The 17,690-nt window shown below is 46.5% G+C and carries 14 protein-coding genes; 9 read left to right on the top strand and 5 right to left on the bottom strand.

What is annotated here, in order from left to right:
* Nucleotides 1–108: 108 nt before the first annotated feature.
* Together QUB20_RS18130 and QUB20_RS18125 are read left to right on the top strand one after the other, a co-directional pair.
* Nucleotides 109–879, top strand: coding sequence for a CPBP family intramembrane glutamic endopeptidase (locus QUB20_RS18130; RefSeq protein WP_333247842.1), 771 nt, complete (start codon nucleotides 109–111; stop codon nucleotides 877–879).
* Between the two features lie 15 nt (nucleotides 880–894).
* Nucleotides 895–1,434: a DUF1349 domain-containing protein gene (locus QUB20_RS18125; protein WP_333291544.1), complete on the top strand. Its 540-nt coding sequence runs from the start codon at nucleotides 895–897 to the stop codon at nucleotides 1,432–1,434.
* 156 nt (nucleotides 1,435–1,590) lie between these two features.
* Here the strand turns inward: QUB20_RS18125 and QUB20_RS18120 are convergent, their stop codons facing one another.
* From QUB20_RS18120 to QUB20_RS18110, 3 genes are all read right to left on the bottom strand, one after another.
* Nucleotides 1,591–1,869: a Photosystem I reaction center subunit PsaK gene (locus QUB20_RS18120; protein ID WP_333209770.1), complete on the bottom strand. Its 279-nt coding sequence runs from the start codon at nucleotides 1,867–1,869 to the stop codon at nucleotides 1,591–1,593.
* A gap of 298 nt (nucleotides 1,870–2,167) precedes the next feature.
* Nucleotides 2,168–2,380 carry a chlorophyll a/b-binding protein gene (locus tag QUB20_RS18115; protein WP_333056696.1) on the bottom strand — a complete coding sequence of 71 codons (213 nt, stop codon included), beginning with the start codon at nucleotides 2,378–2,380 and terminating at the stop codon, nucleotides 2,168–2,170.
* A 511-nt stretch (nucleotides 2,381–2,891) separates the two neighbouring features.
* Nucleotides 2,892–3,017, bottom strand: a complete 126-nt coding sequence (locus tag QUB20_RS18110) for a hypothetical protein (protein ID WP_263053573.1) — start codon at nucleotides 3,015–3,017, stop codon at nucleotides 2,892–2,894.
* 49 nt (nucleotides 3,018–3,066) lie between these two features.
* On the opposite strand from QUB20_RS18110, the gene hflX reads away from it, so the two are divergent.
* Nucleotides 3,067–4,662, top strand: coding sequence for a GTPase HflX (hflX, locus tag QUB20_RS18105; RefSeq protein ID WP_333247838.1), 1,596 nt, complete (start codon nucleotides 3,067–3,069; stop codon nucleotides 4,660–4,662).
* A 655-nt stretch (nucleotides 4,663–5,317) separates the two neighbouring features.
* Here the strand turns inward: hflX and QUB20_RS18100 are convergent.
* Nucleotides 5,318–5,515, bottom strand: coding sequence for a hypothetical protein (locus tag QUB20_RS18100; RefSeq protein ID WP_333247836.1), 198 nt, complete (start codon nucleotides 5,513–5,515; stop codon nucleotides 5,318–5,320).
* Between the two features lie 655 nt (nucleotides 5,516–6,170).
* Here QUB20_RS18100 and grxC point away from each other — a divergent pair.
* From grxC to QUB20_RS18070, 6 genes are all read left to right on the top strand, one after another.
* Entirely contained in the window at nucleotides 6,171–6,434 is a 264-nt protein-coding gene (gene grxC / locus QUB20_RS18095; protein WP_333247833.1) for a glutaredoxin 3, read from the top strand.
* A gap of 67 nt (nucleotides 6,435–6,501) precedes the next feature.
* Entirely contained in the window at nucleotides 6,502–7,482 is a 981-nt protein-coding gene (gshB, locus tag QUB20_RS18090; protein ID WP_333240424.1) for a glutathione synthase, read from the top strand.
* A gap of 160 nt (nucleotides 7,483–7,642) precedes the next feature.
* On the top strand, nucleotides 7,643–8,782 hold the full coding sequence (locus tag QUB20_RS18085; RefSeq protein WP_333247831.1) for a Gfo/Idh/MocA family oxidoreductase: 1,140 nt from the start codon (nucleotides 7,643–7,645) through the stop codon (nucleotides 8,780–8,782).
* Nucleotides 8,783–9,252: 470 nt separating this feature from the next.
* Nucleotides 9,253–11,067: a CHAT domain-containing protein gene (locus tag QUB20_RS18080; RefSeq protein WP_333247829.1), complete on the top strand. Its 1,815-nt coding sequence runs from the start codon at nucleotides 9,253–9,255 to the stop codon at nucleotides 11,065–11,067.
* A 166-nt stretch (nucleotides 11,068–11,233) separates the two neighbouring features.
* Nucleotides 11,234–11,815: a hypothetical protein gene (locus QUB20_RS18075; protein WP_333154909.1), complete on the top strand. Its 582-nt coding sequence runs from the start codon at nucleotides 11,234–11,236 to the stop codon at nucleotides 11,813–11,815.
* 733 nt (nucleotides 11,816–12,548) lie between these two features.
* On the top strand, nucleotides 12,549–15,050 hold the full coding sequence (locus tag QUB20_RS18070; RefSeq protein ID WP_333247826.1) for a glycosyltransferase family 2 protein: 2,502 nt from the start codon (nucleotides 12,549–12,551) through the stop codon (nucleotides 15,048–15,050).
* A 433-nt stretch (nucleotides 15,051–15,483) separates the two neighbouring features.
* On the opposite strand, the gene QUB20_RS18065 is transcribed toward QUB20_RS18070, so the two are convergent.
* Entirely contained in the window at nucleotides 15,484–16,908 is a 1,425-nt protein-coding gene (locus tag QUB20_RS18065) for an ABC transporter substrate-binding protein (protein WP_333247824.1), read from the bottom strand.
* Nucleotides 16,909–17,690: the final 782 nt, after the last annotated feature.

The following is a 17,690-nucleotide window of genomic DNA, read 5'->3' as shown; positions in this document are numbered from 1 at the left end:
GTCCAAAAAGGACGGGCGGGACGCCCATCCCACAATAACAATTAAAATTGTAAGTTATTTAATTCGCGATCCTTATTAATTGGGTATTTCTATCTGCAATCAAAAATTATGACTACTGATACTTCCAACAAACATCACCTGCGATTGGCGCTATTTTGGGCATTACTGGGGAGTCTGGCAGCGTTGGCATTATTTCCTTATGCGCTGTCTCTGAATCCAGCAGTCGCGCAACTGCCTACACCCTTACCTGTTATAGCTATTGCTTCCGCCCTTCAGACTGGACTTCTTTTGATTCTCCTGAATTGGATTGGACTGCGCCTCGGTAACTCGATCGGACTTGATACGCCCATAGCTCGTGCTTTGGTATATCGACAGCCTTTCGCGCCAATATCTAAATCTGCCCTTAACACGGCGCTAATTGTAGGCTGCATCGGTGGAATCGTCCTGATTGGATTGAGTTTAGCTTTCCAACCTTGGATGCCGCCAATGGCTTCAACAACTGCGTTAAAGATTGACCTCTGGAAACGCATATTAGCTTCCTTCTACGGAGGCATCACCGAAGAACTCTTGCTGCGACTGTTCGGTATGACATTGATGGCGTGGCTACTTTGGAAGATTTTTGAGCGAGACAAACCGCAACCCTCTACATGGATTTTTTGGCTGGCAATTGTGGCGGCGGCAATATTGTTTGGTGTGGGTCATTTGCCTGCGGCTGCCAATGTCTGGGCATTAACCCCGATCGTCATTCTTCGCACCATTACACTCAATGCCCTCTTAGGGATTCCCTTTGGTTTTCTTTACTGGCGTTGGGGATTAGAATACGCTATGTTATCTCATTTTTTTGCCGATTTGGTACTGCACGGAATTGGAGGAAGTTAGCAGGAGATGGAAACAATGCAATGGTACAATGAACCTTTACAATGGCATGAGGATAACGATGTTATCCATATTACCGCCGGCGCCAAGACTGACTTTTGGCGGCAAACTCATTACGGATTCATTCGCGATAACGGCAACTTTTACTACCGTCAAGTTTCAGCCGACTTTACAGCCGAAGTCAAAATTACTGGTTGCTATCGATCGCTCTACGATCAAGCAGGATTGATGATTCGAGAGAGCGAAAATATCTGGCTAAAGTGCGGCATTGAGTTTGTTGAGGGAGTGCAAAACGTGAGTGCGGTTGTGACACGAGACTATTCCGATTGGTCTGTTATGCCGCTGGAAGTGCCGCCTGTTTCCCTGTGGCTGCGGGTAAAGCGCCGAGCTGAAACGGTGGAAGTGCAATACTCGTTGAATGGGTCAGACTATTCAATGATGCGACTGGCATATCTAACTGAGTCACCAATCGTTCAAGTTGGGTTAATGTGTGCGGCTCCCCAAGGTGAAGGCTTTGCAGTCGAATTTGAAGGCTTTAAGCATAGTAAGCTGATCTAATAATGTGGATGGTAAAAAAACGATTTCTGCGCCACTCCATATATAAAATTAAAATTAGGGGTAAGTGCTTTTCACTTACCCCTACCATTTTTTTGGCGCTTTTTAACTTACTAAAAAATCTAGCAATAAATCACCACAAAAGCGACGCCATTTATGCTAGAAATATTTGTCGATGTTGAGGGTCAAAATCATAAATGCTCCGAGCAAATGACCTGCGCTCATGCAAGCCAGAAATGCCGGTACGCTAACATTGTTGAACAAAGAGGGGAAGGGTAAAGGCATTTTCGGCCCGACGTGGGGATACCAAATTCGGCGACTGAGAACTAGCAATGCTAAGATATTGCAAACAAACATCACTAGAGGCTTTTGCCAATTTCCTGATGCTGTGTCAGCCAGTGTCGATTCTACTACTGCCAGTAAATTTGAGTTAATCATCGTTGATGCTCCTATTTTTCATAAATTATCAGAAATGCTTGATGAGATTTCTTGCCAAAAATACAGCAGGGGCGATCGCCCTTACGCAATAAATATCTGTTGCTATTAATATTCACCGCGCCAGCTACAGCGCCCCCACCCGTAATCGTCGAATCACAGCAAGAAGTCTTTTAATGCCATTCAAAAGTAACGAAAGATACAAAGGGACAAAACCATACTCGCTGCCATTTGTAACTTTTAGCCTGTCTGGCAGTGGCGGCATTTACTCACGCTGCCAGACAGGAAACACACCTACTCATTACTGAGCAATGTAGGTAGGCAGAAAGTGGAGAATGTCGCGCAGAACGCTAAATCCAGCAGCATCCCAGAGCAAATAAGCTAAGAAACCGATCATCGCTAAGCGACCGTTCCAAAGTTCTGCTTGTGGGTTGAAGCCAAACAAGAAGGCATTCCGATCTTTGCCGTTGTAAGCATTAGCTGTAGGAGGCAGGTTAGTAGGACGAGTTTCCATGTTTTTACATTCCTTAACAATGTTTCGCTTCTCATGGTAGCGGCCTAATTTCTGCTTTGCTATCTGTCTCTAGGCCCAAGATACACACAAGTCTAAAGGAGGATTTGGAAACGGAAAAAAAAATGTTAAGTTTTGTTGCGCGAGATTTTTCAGCGATCGCCTGTATCTGTAGATACTAAATACAAGTGCAAGTTGAGATTGCTGCTGTGACAAGCCCGATCGCGCTGCCGCGACAAACAACGGCGCTTTTGACTCGTCAGTAGATTTGAGATTTGAGATTTACTCTACAGATGAATCTGGAAGCTCTAAAATTTTGGCAGACTCACGACTGTTGTCGGAAAGCAAGTATCCGTTTTTGAGCTCGCTCAGACTGAATCCGCGAAATCCTAGAAGCAAGAAAATTTAGTAAATTTAAACTCAAAAGCCGAACACATAGCGCGGGAGTTAATTAAAATAGGAGATAAACAGATCGATCGGGAGAAACAGTTATCGAAACCATCTACGGCCATCTTCAAGGTTTAAAGTCCAGCCAGCTCAAGCAACTCGAAAAGCTGTACCACCAGCGACTACCGGGCGATCGCATCACCACTGCAGAATTCGCCCAGCGCGTCGCCGCCATCAGCACGGAAATAGACAAACCAATCTGCACCTACATCAACCGCCGTGGACAAGTAATTCGCGTCGGCGTGGGTTCACCGCGGCAAACCCAGATTGCACCCTTAGAATTACCCCGGTATGGGGGAGGTCGCCTCAGCGGCATTCGCTGTATCGCTACCCACCTAAAGCCAGAAACCCCAAGCGAAGCAGCCCTCACAGCAATGGCAATTCAGCGCCTGGACGCCCTCGTTTGGCTGACACTGACGGGGGGAGGATTTCAGCGCCGCGGCGGCGGTGCGACTGGTTACATCCAAGAAACTTATCTCGCTCACCTGGTACCCCAGGGAGATCAGCCAAATTTTGAGTTCTCTGTTTTGAGCGCTCAGTTAGAACCAGATTCAACTGATGAAATAGAAGAGCCTTCAATTCCCAAGTCACTAATTCAAACTCCACACTTTCCCTGGAAAATATCAGAACCTCTGAATTTGGACGAACTCGCTGACCAAGACTTTCTGGATTTGGTGGAAGGACTCGAAGCAGAGTTTGAAGCAGAGTTTGTCGCTAAGCAGGTCGATGCAGACCAAGACAAAGTGCTGTTGGTAGGTGTAATGACTCAGCACATGACTCAGTTGGAGTTTGAGGACGGGCTGGCAGAAATCACGCGGCTGGTTGAAAGCGCCGGCGGTCAGGTTCTGCAAACAGTGCGCCAAAAACGATCGCGCCCCCATCCGCAGACAGTGGTCGGCGAAGGCAAAGTTCAGGAAATTTCCCTCACCGCTCAGACGATTAGCGCTAACCTCGTGGTATTCGATCGCGACCTGGCACCCGCACAAATACGTAACTTGGAAACTCAGATAGGTCTTCGCGTTGTCGATCGAACAGAGGTAATTCTCGACATCTTTGCCCAAAGAGCTCGATCGAGCGAGGGTAAACTACAAGTCGAACTCGCTCAGCTAGAGTATGCCCTGCCCCGGCTCAGAGGTCGCGGTCAGGCAATGTCGAGACAGGGTGGTGGCATCGGTACCAGAGGCCCAGGGGAAACCAAGCTAGAAACCGAACGGCGGACGATCGCCAAACGCATTTCTCGATTGCAACAAGAAGTAAATCAACTGCTGGCGCACCGCTTCCGGCTGCGGCAGAACCGCCATCATCACGATGTACCCTCAGTGGCGATCGTTGGCTACACTAACGCCGGTAAATCTACTCTGCTCAACCTGCTCACAAATTCCGAAGTCTATGCCGCCGACCAGTTATTTGCCACCCTCGACCCCACAACTCGACGGTTGACCATTCCCGGCACTGTCACTAGGGAACCGCTATCGATCGTCCTCACAGATACAGTGGGCTTTATTCGCGAACTGCCTCCTGCCTTGATCGACGCTTTCCGGGCTACCCTCGAAGAAGTCACTGACGCCGATGCTTTGCTGCACCTCGTCGATCTCTCCCATCCCGCGTGGCAGAGCCAAATTCGATCGGTCATGAATATTTTGACCGATATGCCCGTAACTCCCGGCCCAGCCCTTGTAGTCTTTAACAAAATAGATGCCGTAGATGGAGAGACTCTCGCCCTCGCCCGAGAAGAATTTCCTCAAGCAGTATTTATTTCGGCCGCCAAAGGTTTGGGGATGGAAACTCTCCGCGACAGACTAGCTCAGCTCATTCAATACGCCCTCTACCCTCGGTAAATACTTAAATATTCCTTTTGAATAGTTGACATGGGGGAATATACGTACATATACTGAGGACAGATTTAGTCGAAATATGAGATGATAAAAGAGTAGTCAGATTGTGCATGGCAAAGTACAATACAGCAGCTCTATTTGGCGAGCGGTTAAATAATTAATTCCCGGAGGCCGCGGTCAAGGTAAAAAGACTCTTTGTTAATGGCTGTAAGGGCTGTTGGTTCAGAGGTAGCAAAAAGATGTTGCTTAACTGTTGGTTAACTGTTGGTTAACTCTGTGCAAACTACCTGTCTGTGCAAACCTCTGTGCAAACCACGGTACGGGATGTCAAGGTAAAAGAGAATAATTTTATTAAAGTGTTTGGGCACTTACCTCAAGCGCTATACTATCTTTTACAGACGTCCGCGAGAGAATACATCTTATTGATTGTAAATTGATTGTAAGATTGATTGTAAGAACTCTAAAATCCTTGCCCGTCGTACAGCGCTAATCTCTAGGACTATTTCTATTTTTCGATTTTACCACTGTTTAACTAAATAGTTATGTGTACGCCACTGGCAAAACTAGCAATTGGACTCTCTGCCACAATGGCAACAGCGTTTTACTATCTAGCTGCCGCCCCTCCGGCAGCTGCAGTAGATGTCTGCGGTCCGGGAAATTATTCTACTGCCTGTGCCCCCACTCCGGCACCCACCCCAACGGCATCGGAGAGCCCATTGGCGACCCAGCCCCGTTTGTCCCAAATATACAGAACTACACCTTCGAGAAATGCAACTTCTATTCCGGAACCGGGTACTGCGATCGCAGTCCTACTGACAGGTGCAGGTATGATATGTTCCTGCAGAAAGCGAAACAATCAGGTTGGTCCGCAGCGCTAGGCAGGCTGATGACCAACCTGTTTGCCTTTAAAATGTCTCCGTTTTTTTTAAGCGAGGATATTTGTTTACTTAAATTTATATAAAAAATAAAAAGTTGTATAAAAAATAACTTGACACCTAGCTTGTGCGCTGCAAATAGAGCCAGATTGGGAATGAAGAAAGCGATAGCGACTTCAGTCAATCGATTTTAGATTTTAGATTTGAGATTTTAGAGGCGACCCCACGGATAAATGCTCTTTCTTGAGGATTTTCGATTTTCGATTTGGGATTGATTCCACGGATAAATCACGTGGCGGGTACCACCTTTGAAATTCCTGGTCAGGGTAAAAACAAGGAAGAAGGCAAATGCACTTCCTGGCAAGGGTTTTAGCAATGAATAACCTCCGGTGCAACAGATAAGGTTGCTATATGTTGCTATATATAATAAAAATTAAAATATAAAAATTAAAATAAGATTGGTTAAGATCAATGCTTCGCACAGTTTTTGAGAACCCACCGTATAATAAGGGTTTCAAGGCTCCTAGGCAAGTTTGCTACCAACGAAAAATCGAGGGTTTCAGCCTAGGAAGTAAAAAAAGTCCGCACTAGGGTTAAGATTAAAATTAAAAAATATTGTTATTGTTTGAGCGTCCCATGACCCCTAAAGTAGAAATTTACACTTGGAGAACCTGCCCGTTTTGCATTCGTGCCAAAGCACTGCTGAAACGAAAAGGGGTTGATTTCACAGAGTACGCGATCGACGGAGATGAAGCGGCACGGGATCAAATGAGCGATCGAGCCAACGGAGGCCGCACCCTGCCACAAATATTCATTAACGACCAACACATAGGTGGCTGCGACGAAATCCACAAACTCGATGCTCTAGGCCAGCTAGACCCCCTCCTAGCAGCAAAATGAGGCATTCCCTGTGGAATTTTCAATTAGCCCAAATTTTTAGGCGACCAATTCTTAATTTTAACTGACAATGAAATTTGCATTCATCATCGATCCCCTCGCGCGACTAATTCCAGGACACGATACCAGCGTAGCGCTGATGGAGGCAGCTCAAGAGTTGGGTCACGAAGTCTGGGCGACTCAAGCCAACGAATTAAGCGTCATCGGCGGCAAAACCTGGGCAATGCTCAGTCGGGTAGCCCTCACCCCAGTAAAAGTGGTAGAGGGACGCTGGGAGGCGGCTGAGGCTTGGTACCAGGTAGAACAGCCTACTTTGCAGCCTCTGGAAGCAATGGACGCTGTATTTATGCGGACAGATCCCCCAGTCAACATTCCTTACCTTTACGCTACTTACCTTCTAGATGGCATCGATCCGGCTAAAACTTTGGTAGTTAACAGTCCCAAAGGATTGCGGGCGGCGAATGAAAAGATGTATGCTTTGCAATTTGAGGGAGCGATTCCTGAGACAATTGTTTCTCAAAACAAGCAGGTAATTCGGCACTTTGTCGAGAAAAAAGGAGCAGCAGTTCTTAAACCCTTGGGCGGCAAAGCTGGCGAGGGGATTTTGTTTTTGGAAGCGGACGATCGCAATCTTAACTCCCTGGTCGAAATTAGCACTCAACAAGGGCAAATTCCAGTGATGGTTCAGACTTATCTGCCGGAAGCCAAAGAGGGAGACAAGCGGATTATATTGTTAAACGGCAAGCCGATCGGTGCTATCAACCGCATTCCCACCGGAAATGAATTTCGCGGCAACATGGCCGTCGGCGGCCGAGTCGCAAAAACCGAAATTACCGATCGCGAACTGGAAATTTGCACTCAGTTAGAACCAGTGCTGCAACGGGACGGACTGTACTTTGTCGGCATTGATATCATTGGCGGTTATCTCACAGAAGTTAATGTCACCAGCCCTACAGGGATCAGAGAAATTGACTTGTTTGAGGGCGTTAATTTGGGGAAACAAGTAATTGAATGGGTGGAGAAGGAAGAAGGAAAGCACGACACGGATTAGGACACGGATACACGGATTAATTATCGAGCGTTCCTTCTGATTTTGAAGTTATTAGTTATTAGTTAGTTGCTACCAATACCTAATACTTCGGTTACGCGGTTCCTGAACGAAGTCGCAGGGCAGCACAAGTTCCCAATTCCCAATTTCCAATTATTAAATTATGTCAAAAATTGGCGTTGCAGTAGTCGGTACCGGTTTTGGTCAAAAAGTACACATTCCCGGATTCCAGGCCCATCACCGGACAGAGGTTGTGGCTGTTTATCACCGGAATTTAGACAAAGCAAAGGATCTCGCCTCTACCCACAATATCCCCTACGCTTGCGACTCGATCGCCGATATAGTAGCCATCCCAGAAGTAGCGGGAGTCAGCATTTCCACACCGCCCTTTTTGCATTATGAAATGGCAAAAACCGTCTTGGAAGCAGGCAAGCATTTATTATTAGAAAAACCCACAGCCCTGACAGCCAATGAAGCCAGGGAACTTTACCGATTGGCAAACAACGAATCTCAAACCGATTTTAAAAATGGTGGTTCGAGAGCAATTGCCACAATGGACTTTGAGTTTCGCTTCATCCCCGCATGGCAAATGCTAGCAGAATTATTGGCAGCAGAATATGTGGGAGAAAAGCGTTTAATTAAGATTGATTGGCTGGTGTCGAGCCGCGCTGATGCGAGTCGCCCTTGGAATTGGTACGCGCAAAAAGAGCGAGGCGGCGGCGTTTTGGGCGCGACAGGTTCTCACGTTTTTGATTATATTAGCTGGCTGTTCGGCGCGCCCCAGAGGCTTTCTGGGCAATTGATTACAGGAATTTCGCGGCGGCCAGATCCGAATGATTCGGGAAATTTAAAATTAGTTGATGCAGATGATTCTTGCACGTTGATGTTGGAATTAGCTGGGGGAACGCCTTGCCAAGTTTGTTTGAGTTCTGTTACGTATCAAGGGCGGGGACACTGGGTGGAAATATACGGGAGTAAGGGTACGTTGGTTTTAGGAAGCGACAACCAGCAAGATTACGTCCACGGATTTCGCTTGTGGGGTTCCCAAGGTGGAGAACCTTTAGCTGAAATCAAAATTCCTCAAAGATTGGAGTTTCCTCAAGTTTATCCAGACGGGAGAATTGCACCGTTTATTCGAGTAGTAGATAGGTGGGTTGAAGCAATAGATGCCGGTAAATCCTTGATACCGTCCCTCAGAGAAGGGGTTTACTCGCAGTTGTTGATGGATTTGACCCAGGAGTCGAATGCTACGGGGACTTGGGTAGATTTACCGAGTATTGATAAATTTTTGGGCACTAAGTAAAAACTCCCAAAGCAATCTCTCGCACTCGATCGCACCCCAAACCCGATAAACTACAAATAGAGAAACTCAATCCCACCCTATATCCAGAGTCGGTAGTTGTCAGTAACTCAGGGCTAAAGCCACGCTCGCTTGTAAGAGCGATCGAGCAAGCTGTACTGACCAGCCTAAGCCTTAACTGGCTACGTTATTTAGGTCACGACACCCTGGGATGCGAAGCTAGTCCCTTGCTCTGTCGCTAGTAGTTAAACAGCCTTAAAGTCACTGAGGCAGTGCTGCCAGCCTAACAAGCCTCTATAACATTGGCGAAGCTAACATTACCCCGCAAGGGAGATCGAGGCAACCATACCTCACCAGAGGGGCAACCATACCCCTCTACCCCGCAAGGGGATTCAAAGCGATTGAAATCGCCGGGTCGTTTTCCTCTCAGGACTAAAGTCTCTGAGCTTCCCACTTACCGAGCTTTTTTGTGAATGGCGCGCCCTGAAAGTCCTTGCCTCAGTATAGCGATCGCTCGCCTGAGAACCGCTGGGGCAAACCATTTTGCCACTTGGGTTCTACAAGCTCCCTATCCCAGCGGGTACGTTCACCACGATTGTATGTGGCCCGATACCCTATCCCAATCTTGGAAAGCTTGGCAGGAAATGTTTTCGCCCTCCGGGACAATTCACGAATTGCCCCTAAATCCTGATGGCAGTTTGGTCTCGCCGGAAAACAACCAGAATATACTGGCAGAAACTGAACAACGAATACCGACGCCCTCTGTGCCCCTCCACCTCGGTCAAGGGGGGTGGGGCGACAAGGGGGATCAGCATCCGCCTCGGCCACCGGCAAGCTACAGCAGTCGCCTGATGCAGCATTTGGGGATTAATCTTTGGCAGTGGCTGTTTGAAGGGCCGATTCAGGGTAGTCTGCAGGAAAGTAAAGGTATCGCGATCGGGCAAAATCTACCCCTGCGAGTGCGCGTAGACTTGCGCGAACCGTATTTAATTGCTTTACCTTGGGAAATTATGCAGCCTCAAGCTGGTCAACCAGCAATTTCTCTGTCGCAGCAATTGCTTTTTAGCCGCACTACCAGCAATGTTGAACCTTTGCCACCCCTGCATCCTGCGGAGTCGCTCAACATTTTGCTAGTTTTGGGACAAGCAGAACCAGGCGGCGGTGCTAATTCTCAATTTTCCAACAGTAATAACGGTCATTTGCAGTTGGGAGAAGAAGCACTCGCCCTAGCTGGCATTCTGGAAAGTGCTTTTCAAACCGACGACAGCGGCAAATATTTTGACATCAGCGTTCCGACTCGCGTCGATACTCTGATCGAACCTACTCCGGCGGAACTCATTTCTCGGCTGGAAACGCAAGCTTACAACATTCTGTTTTACGCCGGCCACGGGATACCGGGCCCCGACGGCGGTTTGCTGTTTTTGGGGCCGGAAACGGCGATTAATGGCACTGAACTGGCTCAAGTATTAGTTCGGTGCCGCGTGACTCTGGCGGTGTTTAATGCCTGCTGGGGAGCTCAGCCGGCGGTGGAGAGGTGGCACTCAACTAACGGCCAGCAACAGGCGATCGCCCGCAGCAGTTTGGCTGAGGTACTGATCCATCACGGGGTGCCTGCGGTGTTGGGGATGCGGGACTCGATCGCCGATCGCGAGGCCCTGAGTTTTATCCAAACTTTTGCCCAAGCTTTGGCCGGACGGATGTCGATCGATCGGGCAGTCGCCGTCGCCAGACAGCAGTTACTGACGCTCTACAAGTTCAATCAACCGGCTTGGACGCTGCCTGTGCTGTATATGCACCCTGAGTTTGACGGTCAGCTAACTGAGCCGGTAGATGACCTGAAAACTGAGTTGCCTTTAAATTCTTCTACTTGGCTGGGACGGTTGCCGTCTTGTGCTTATTTGCGGGGGCGCGATCGACCCAATGGCAAATCCACCGACTCGAGCAATCAGGTTTGGCCCATTCGCGCGGGTATGGTTCGAGTCGGACGCTGGGAAGAAAACGACGTAGTGATTCGAGAACAGTGGGTTTCTCAAAAACACGCCGAGATTTTCTGCCGAAACACGATCGGAGATAGCCGGGAAGAACCTAGCTACTTCCTGCGCGATTTTTCTCGCTACGGGACTCTAGTTTTGGGATCTGAGGGATGGCAGAGAGTTCACCACCAAGAATTGCTGCTACGCAGCGGGACTCAGCTAAAATTTGGCAGTTCTCAAGGTCAGATTTTTGAGTTCACTATTGAGGTTCCTAAAACTTCGGGCTACAGTGAGACTGATTGCGGAACGAATTAAGGTGCGGGTGTAGCTAATGAAGACAAGCGGCGAGTAGCACAGCAAAGTTCTAGGCGTTAAGTCTCCAGTCTGAATTTAAGAGAGTTACTCACCACTGATAGCTCGGCACTAGCTCTTGGCACAGTCCCCCCTCTGTCTTTTCCTTTTCCCACTTAGGTATTACATCATGGCTACCCAATCTACTGATTCTGAATATTTTCGCGATTCTCAAACTCAGGCCCAGATGGAACTTCTCGCCACAATTGTTCAGACTGATGTTGCTTACCCCTGGAATCCTGCACAGCTTGAATCGGAATCTTATTTAACTGCCCTAGAGCAGGAATTTGCGCTATCTGATTCATTCAGCGACAGCGATATTGCCCTGAAGTCGCAAGTTTTATTCTCGCAATTAGAACAAGTTTGGCTGACGACTGCTCTGCAAAAGTCTTTGCGCGAGAAATTTGCTCGCGTTCCTCAAGATTTTTTGGCCAGCATCGCTCAAAGCGTGCAAAACGCCACTGTTAAGTATCAATCTTTAGCTGACCAAATGGTAGAGTGCGTCTTAGATATTTTGCCTCAGTGGGCTGAGGAAGATTTGCAGGTGTTGGCACGTCCTTTGGCTTATGCCATGCGAGATGTGGATTCGGAAGGGGGAGAATTAGTGATGGCTACTAAAAGACCTTGGGCCCAATTGTCGGAAATAGAACAAGCCAGAGTTAGTTTGGCTGTCGCCCGCTATGCAATCTCGCAATTAGAAATTGCTGATTAGTTTTTGGATGGCTAAATTTTTGTGCTGCGATCGCGGTAATTTTTTTAAATTAATATAAAATTAATCTACCTTTAGTTAGATGTCAAATTCGTCTAATTGTTAAATCCTAGGGATTGCTATAGTTTGATATAGCAATCCTATTTGATTTGTAGACAAGATAATTTTTTTTGAACTATAGCAAGCGGGCCCGACGGTTAGAACTGGGATGTGGCAGCATTTTCAATCAGCTTTTTATGGGCGGCGTCGCAGAAACGGCCCACAAGAAATATTTTTTATGGTGAAACAGGCCCGAAAGCCTGTTGCTGACATTGCTGAAATCCTTGCCGAAGATTGCTTTTGACCCCTCGCCTCCAGGATACCCGCCACGTGATTCATCCGTCCAGAAATAAAAAACCTGTCTCCGATGAAACTTGCCCCCCTAATTGATCCGTGGGGTCAATGCTAAAATCTAAAATCTAAAATCTAAAATCTAAAATCTAAAATCTAAAATCGATTGACTTCTCTCCTCGGTAACTAAAGCCTTATTTCTTCTTGCTTCTGCTATATTTTGCCAGGTTTGGACTCGCTAAGCAGTTTGGCAACAGCAAGCAAGATGAATTATCATACAATGGTCAGAATGTTAAAAAATGTAAATATACTAATGGGGGTGTGTCGGAATTTTCAACTGAATTAAAAAGTGGACAGCAGGAAACCCTTACTGTTGCATGCACGATCGGGACTTTAAAATTATTTTATGACAACTTCAAGATTTGATTTTCAAGACTTGAAACGCCGCTTTGGGCGGATTTCGCGGGTGCCGATGGCAACGCTAGTCGTGTTGGGGGTGGTTGCTTTCGCAGGTGCGATCGCCGCAGCCTGGTTTGGCCGTGAAGGTACAGTCAGCGGTATTTTTGCCACAATCAACACTTGGCAGCAAAACCCGCCTGTGTGGCTGCAAGTGCCTGCTACGAGCAAGATGTATTTGTTAGTGCCGACTTTTGTGCTGGTTTCGGCCGCTTTAGCTGCAATTAAAATTTCGCCTCAACCGCAGAAATGGTCGCGCGCTGTAGTAGTTGCAATAGTTCTGGCTTTAACCATTCGCTACGTTTTATGGCGATCGCTCGCTACTCTAAATTTAACCGATCCCCTCAACGGTATCTTTAGTTTGGGGCTGTTTTTCCTAGAAATGTTACTGGTTTTTAACAGCAGTATTCAATTGTATTTAATGCTGAGAATGAAAGACCGGCGTCGAGAAGCCGATCGCATGGCAGTTGCAGTGGAAGCTGGAAACTTCACCCCGCCCGTAGATATTTTTATCCCAACTTACAACGAACCGGCTTTCATTTTACGGCGCAGTGTAATCGGCTGTCAAGCCTTAGATTATCCCAACAAAAAAGTATATTTGCTCGACGATACCAAGCGGCATGAAATCAAGTTGCTAGCAAAAGAACTGGGATGCGAGTATATAACCAGACCCGATAATATTCACGCCAAAGCTGGAAACATCAATCATGCCACAGCCCTAACAAGTGGAGAACTAATTGTAGTTTTCGATGCAGATTTTATTCCCACTAAAAACTTTTTAACTCGCACAGTTGGATTTTTTCAAAATCCCGAAATCGCCCTCGTTCAAACACCGCAAAGCTTTTACAATCACGACCCCATCTCCCGGAATTTAGGTTTAGAAAATGTGCTCGCGCCGGAAGAAGAAATCTTTTATCGGCAAATTGAAATCATCAAAGACAGCGCCGACAGCGTAGTTTGTTGCGGTACATCTTTTGTTGTGAGGCGAAGTGCTTTAGAAGCAGCGGGAGGCTTGGTCACAGATTCAATTTGCGAAGATTATTTTACCGGAATTCGGCTGTCAGCAACCGGATATCGCTTAGTTTATTTAGATGAAAAATTGAGTGCTGGTTTGGCGGCTGAAAGTATAGAGGCTCATCTAAATCAAAGGCTACGCTGGGCGCGAGGCACACTTCAGGCATTTTTTATTGATTCCAATCCTTTAACAATTCGCGGTCTCAGATTCGTACAAAGGCTGTCTCATTTGGAAGGATTGTTGCACTGGTTTACCAGTTTAACCAAGGTTTTATATCTGTTGATACCTTTAGCTTATTCATTTTTTGGCATAATTCCTTTGCGGGCAAGTGCGCGGGAATTGCTGTACTTTTTCCTGCCTTACTATTTGGTGCAACTGACTGTGTTTTCTTGGCTGAACCGCAGATCGGGATCGGCTTTGCTTTCGGATATTTATTCGTTCGTCCAGTGTATTCCTTTAGCGGTGACGGTGGTGAGTTCCATGCTGAATCCGTTTGGGAAAGGGTTTCAGGTGACGCCAAAAGGAATGGCGAGCGATCGCTTTCGTTTTAATTGGAATTTGGGATGGCCTTTGATTGTCTTGTTCGCAGCTACAGCAGTCAGTTTGTGGCACAATTTAAACATTAATTTAGTTAAAAATGTTGGCACCGTACAGTCAATATCAGAAAGTGCAGATTTGTCAAAAGGCCTGGGTTGGGGATGGATTTGGAGCGCGTACAACCTGCTGATGCTGGGGATTGCCTTGCTGATTTTGGTGGATATTCCTAAGCCGGACATTTACGAATGGTTCAATTTACGCAGGGTTGTACAGCTGAATATTGGCGGTCAAAGTTTTTGGGGTGTAACCACTGTAATTTCGGAAAGTGGCGCGGAAGTTGCTTTGACACAGTGGCCAAGTTTTGCGGTGAAAAATAAAGGCAGTAAAGAGAGTTTTACAGCAGCAGACATTTTGCCAAAATATGCCGTTCCGACAACTTTATCCCAGGGTAAAATAAAAGCGCTCCCTCGCAGTGCGACAGTCAAAGCAAGGAGATATGTAGGGCCGTCTGTTGTTGAGTTTGGCACTGAGCGTCCTTTGGCAAAAGGTTTGATTGATTGCGATTCGGCGACTTTGGAAATTATGGAAGAGAACTGTTTTATTCCTGTGGCTAAGATTGAGTTGGTGAGCGATAAATCTCAGTGGGAGTCGAGTTTTCGGGATGAAAAAGAGTGCAGTTTTGCGGAATTTCCCACTGTGCGAATTGCGTTCGATCGCCTGAACATTAGCCAGCACCGCTGTTTGATCGAAATGCTGTACTGTCGCCCGGGCCAGTGGCAGCGCCAGGAAACTCCCGGAGAATGGCGCTCGTTGTGGCTGTTGTTGAGAATTGCTTTGAAACCGAGGGCTGTTTTTGAGAGGAATAGGGCAGTTAGGGCGATCGCAGTTTCGCAACTTTAGATCGAGTTTCCATCCCGCGCGGCTTGCACCAAACCTTTATCGCGCTAACAAAAAATCCCATCAAGCTGCCCCCGCCAAGGAACAATGGTAGATTTTATAGCAACCGCCAAGACGGTTAGGACTTGTTAGGAATGAGAATTAAATAACTTAGAATTTTGATGGTTCTTGTGGGATGGGCGTCCCGCCCGTCCAGAAAGGGCGGGCGGGACGCCCAACTCACAAACTTGTGTAAATTATTTAATTCGCGATCCTTAATGGCTGACACGATTGATTTTATTGCTTCTTCCTTCTTCCTTCTGCTAAGCTGTTGCGCGTTTAAATTGCATATTCGGGACGGGCTCGCGTGCCCATCCCACAATAATTTGAGTGATTTTTGACACACAATTTAAATGGAGAACAGCTTATACATAGACAAATGACCAGAACTTGTTTTTTAATTAATCGGCACAAATTCGTAACCGTAACTGGTGCGATTTCCGGGTTTAACAGTTACTAATTGAACTGCGCGATTACGATCGCCCGAAGGTAAAAACCGAATCGGGCCCGATGCTCCTTTTGCCGAAAAATCTGACGCCGATAACGCTTGTTGAATGCCTGTACGAGTCGGATTGCGCTCTAAACCGGCAATTAACGCGATCGCCGCATCGTAGGCTAAAGCTGTGCGCCAACTTACTTCAGCATTCCAAAGTTGTTTGGATGTTTGGGGAAAGTTGGACTGCGGATCTGCGAGAATGTGCCAAGGAACAGCCAGCACCATATCTGTTGCTCCTGCGCCACCTATTTGCAGTGTTTTAGCAGTATAAGCACCGTCTCCCGCTAGTAATGGCAGCCGTTTGGCGTTTACTTGCACTACTTGCAAAGCTTGGTCGATCGTGGTTGAATCGGATGCTAACAGAATCACTTCTGCTCCTTGGGCGATCGCACTTTTAACGCTATCGGCGGCATTAAAATTGCCATTAGCAAAGTCAAATTCCAATACTATTTGTCCTCCATCTCCGTAAACAGCCGTCGTGAATTCATCTTTTAAAGATTTGCTGTAACTGCTAGCAGAATTAAAAAATACAGCAGCTTTTTGCTTTTGCAATTTTTCCACCATATAACGGGAAAGAGCATTAGCTGCAAACCGATCGCTCGGCACTGTCCGAAATATATTGTTGGCAACTCCTGAGAGCTGCACTGACGTACTTGTTGGAGAAATTGCTACTAATTGTTTTTGCTGGTAAATCTTGCTAGCTGCTAGCGTTGTATCTGAACCAAAATGCCCAATTACTCCTATAATCTCCGAATTATTTGCTAAAGCAGTAGCAATTTGGGCAGCCATTTCTTGGTTGTTGTCATCCTTAGCAATTAGCACTTTTAATGGAGTCCCGCTAACGCCGCCTCTTTGGTTGATTTCATTTTGAGCTTGAGCTACGCCCCGCAGAATTTCTAGAGCCGCATTGATATCGCCTCCAATGGGAACTGCGGCGGCAATTGTGTAGGATTTCCGATCGCCGATGCGGGCGTTGTTGAGGTAAATTAAGGCTTCGGGATCGTTGCGATTGGTTTTCAGCGAAGCTTGTAAATCGGAAATAGCTGCGTTATAGTTGCCAGATGCGATCGCCTGTACTGCTGTTTGTTTGGTTGTTGTGGCTTGCTCTGGAATTAACACTTTTTGTCCGGCACTCAGACGCTGCTCAATTGCCTGATCTGACTGCGACGAATTAGTCGGAGGCTTGGGAAATGTCGGATTTTGGGGTGATAAACCTCCGAGATTGATGTCGCCTCGGCTTGTCAGCCACCAAATACCTGCACCAGCTAGCCTGATCGTAATTAGGAGGGATAAGATGAGAACAGCAGTTTCATTTTTTTGTGACATAATTTTACATTTTTAGATTTTTGAAATAACGAAGTCCTTAGTCATTGTCATTAGTTATTAGGAGCAAGTAAAAAACCTTGATCGAGGAGAAAAAGTGATTTTAACTTGGCGATCCCGAATTGATGTATGGTGCGTCAGATAGGGTAATTTTATCTATCAATTGATGCTTTCGGAGCTGAGGCACCATGCAAGCCTAAAATCCAGTAGTCACTACTCCCTTATTATATGCGATCGCCCGGACATGATATAATTCAGTAACATTGGCCTAGTAAAAATAGCGATCGCACTGTTTAGTCTGAATGCCTTCAAGGTGGTTCCACCAGAAAAGTGCAGGAATTTTTATAAGTTACCGATTCAAAGATTAGTGAACCCTACCCTGCAAGAGCGCCACTTCCTCCATTCCCAATTTAGTTAAGCAGGCAAGAAATGATAACTGGTGGATTAGATAAAACGCTGAGTGTTGGAACTGAATTATACAATCTAAGGTGAGTAAACCTGAGAACTACCTTGAATAACACCTAGGGGGTAACTCTTCATTCCTGTATTTAGTTACAAATTTTTACGTTAAAGTTGGGTATATATCATAAACCTTTCAAAAAAAGCTTTTCTTAATGATATCTTTATTTTTCTCCGCGAGTGGCAGTGGGAGGGAGGCTGTAACAGCAAAGGGTTGGGTAAAATAATTAAAGTTTGTTGAAATTTATAAAAATAGCTGCAATACTTTGTAATGTAAAGAGGAAAGTTGAAAAATATCTAAAGACAAACTAATTGGATTGCGATGT

Origin of the sequence: Microcoleus sp. B4-C2 (genome assembly GCF_036705265.1) — a bacterium.
GTDB lineage: Bacteria > Cyanobacteriota > Cyanobacteriia > Cyanobacteriales > Microcoleaceae > Microcoleus.
Note: the sequence above shows the minus strand (reverse complement) of the source record. Positions and strands in the feature narration are given on the sequence as shown.

Excerpts from the sequence above, each read along its gene's own strand:
- QUB20_RS18065 (WP_333247824.1), bottom strand. The coding sequence starts at position 16,908 with ATGTCACAAAAAAATGAAACTGCTGTTCTCATCTTATCCCTCCTAATT.
- QUB20_RS18125 (WP_333291544.1), top strand. The coding sequence starts at position 895 with ATGCAATGGTACAATGAACCTTTACAATGGCATGAGGATAACGATGTT.
- gshB (WP_333240424.1), top strand. The coding sequence starts at position 6,502 with ATGAAATTTGCATTCATCATCGATCCCCTCGCGCGACTAATTCCAGGA.
- QUB20_RS18085 (WP_333247831.1), top strand. The coding sequence starts at position 7,643 with ATGTCAAAAATTGGCGTTGCAGTAGTCGGTACCGGTTTTGGTCAAAAA.
- QUB20_RS18075 (WP_333154909.1), top strand. The coding sequence starts at position 11,234 with ATGGCTACCCAATCTACTGATTCTGAATATTTTCGCGATTCTCAAACT.
- QUB20_RS18080 (WP_333247829.1), top strand. The coding sequence starts at position 9,253 with ATGGCGCGCCCTGAAAGTCCTTGCCTCAGTATAGCGATCGCTCGCCTG.
- QUB20_RS18120 (WP_333209770.1), bottom strand. The coding sequence starts at position 1,869 with ATGATTAACTCAAATTTACTGGCAGTAGTAGAATCGACACTGGCTGAC.
- QUB20_RS18115 (WP_333056696.1), bottom strand. The coding sequence starts at position 2,380 with ATGGAAACTCGTCCTACTAACCTGCCTCCTACAGCTAATGCTTACAAC.
- QUB20_RS18130 (WP_333247842.1), top strand. The coding sequence starts at position 109 with ATGACTACTGATACTTCCAACAAACATCACCTGCGATTGGCGCTATTT.
- QUB20_RS18070 (WP_333247826.1), top strand. The coding sequence starts at position 12,549 with ATGACAACTTCAAGATTTGATTTTCAAGACTTGAAACGCCGCTTTGGG.
- grxC (WP_333247833.1), top strand. The coding sequence starts at position 6,171 with ATGACCCCTAAAGTAGAAATTTACACTTGGAGAACCTGCCCGTTTTGC.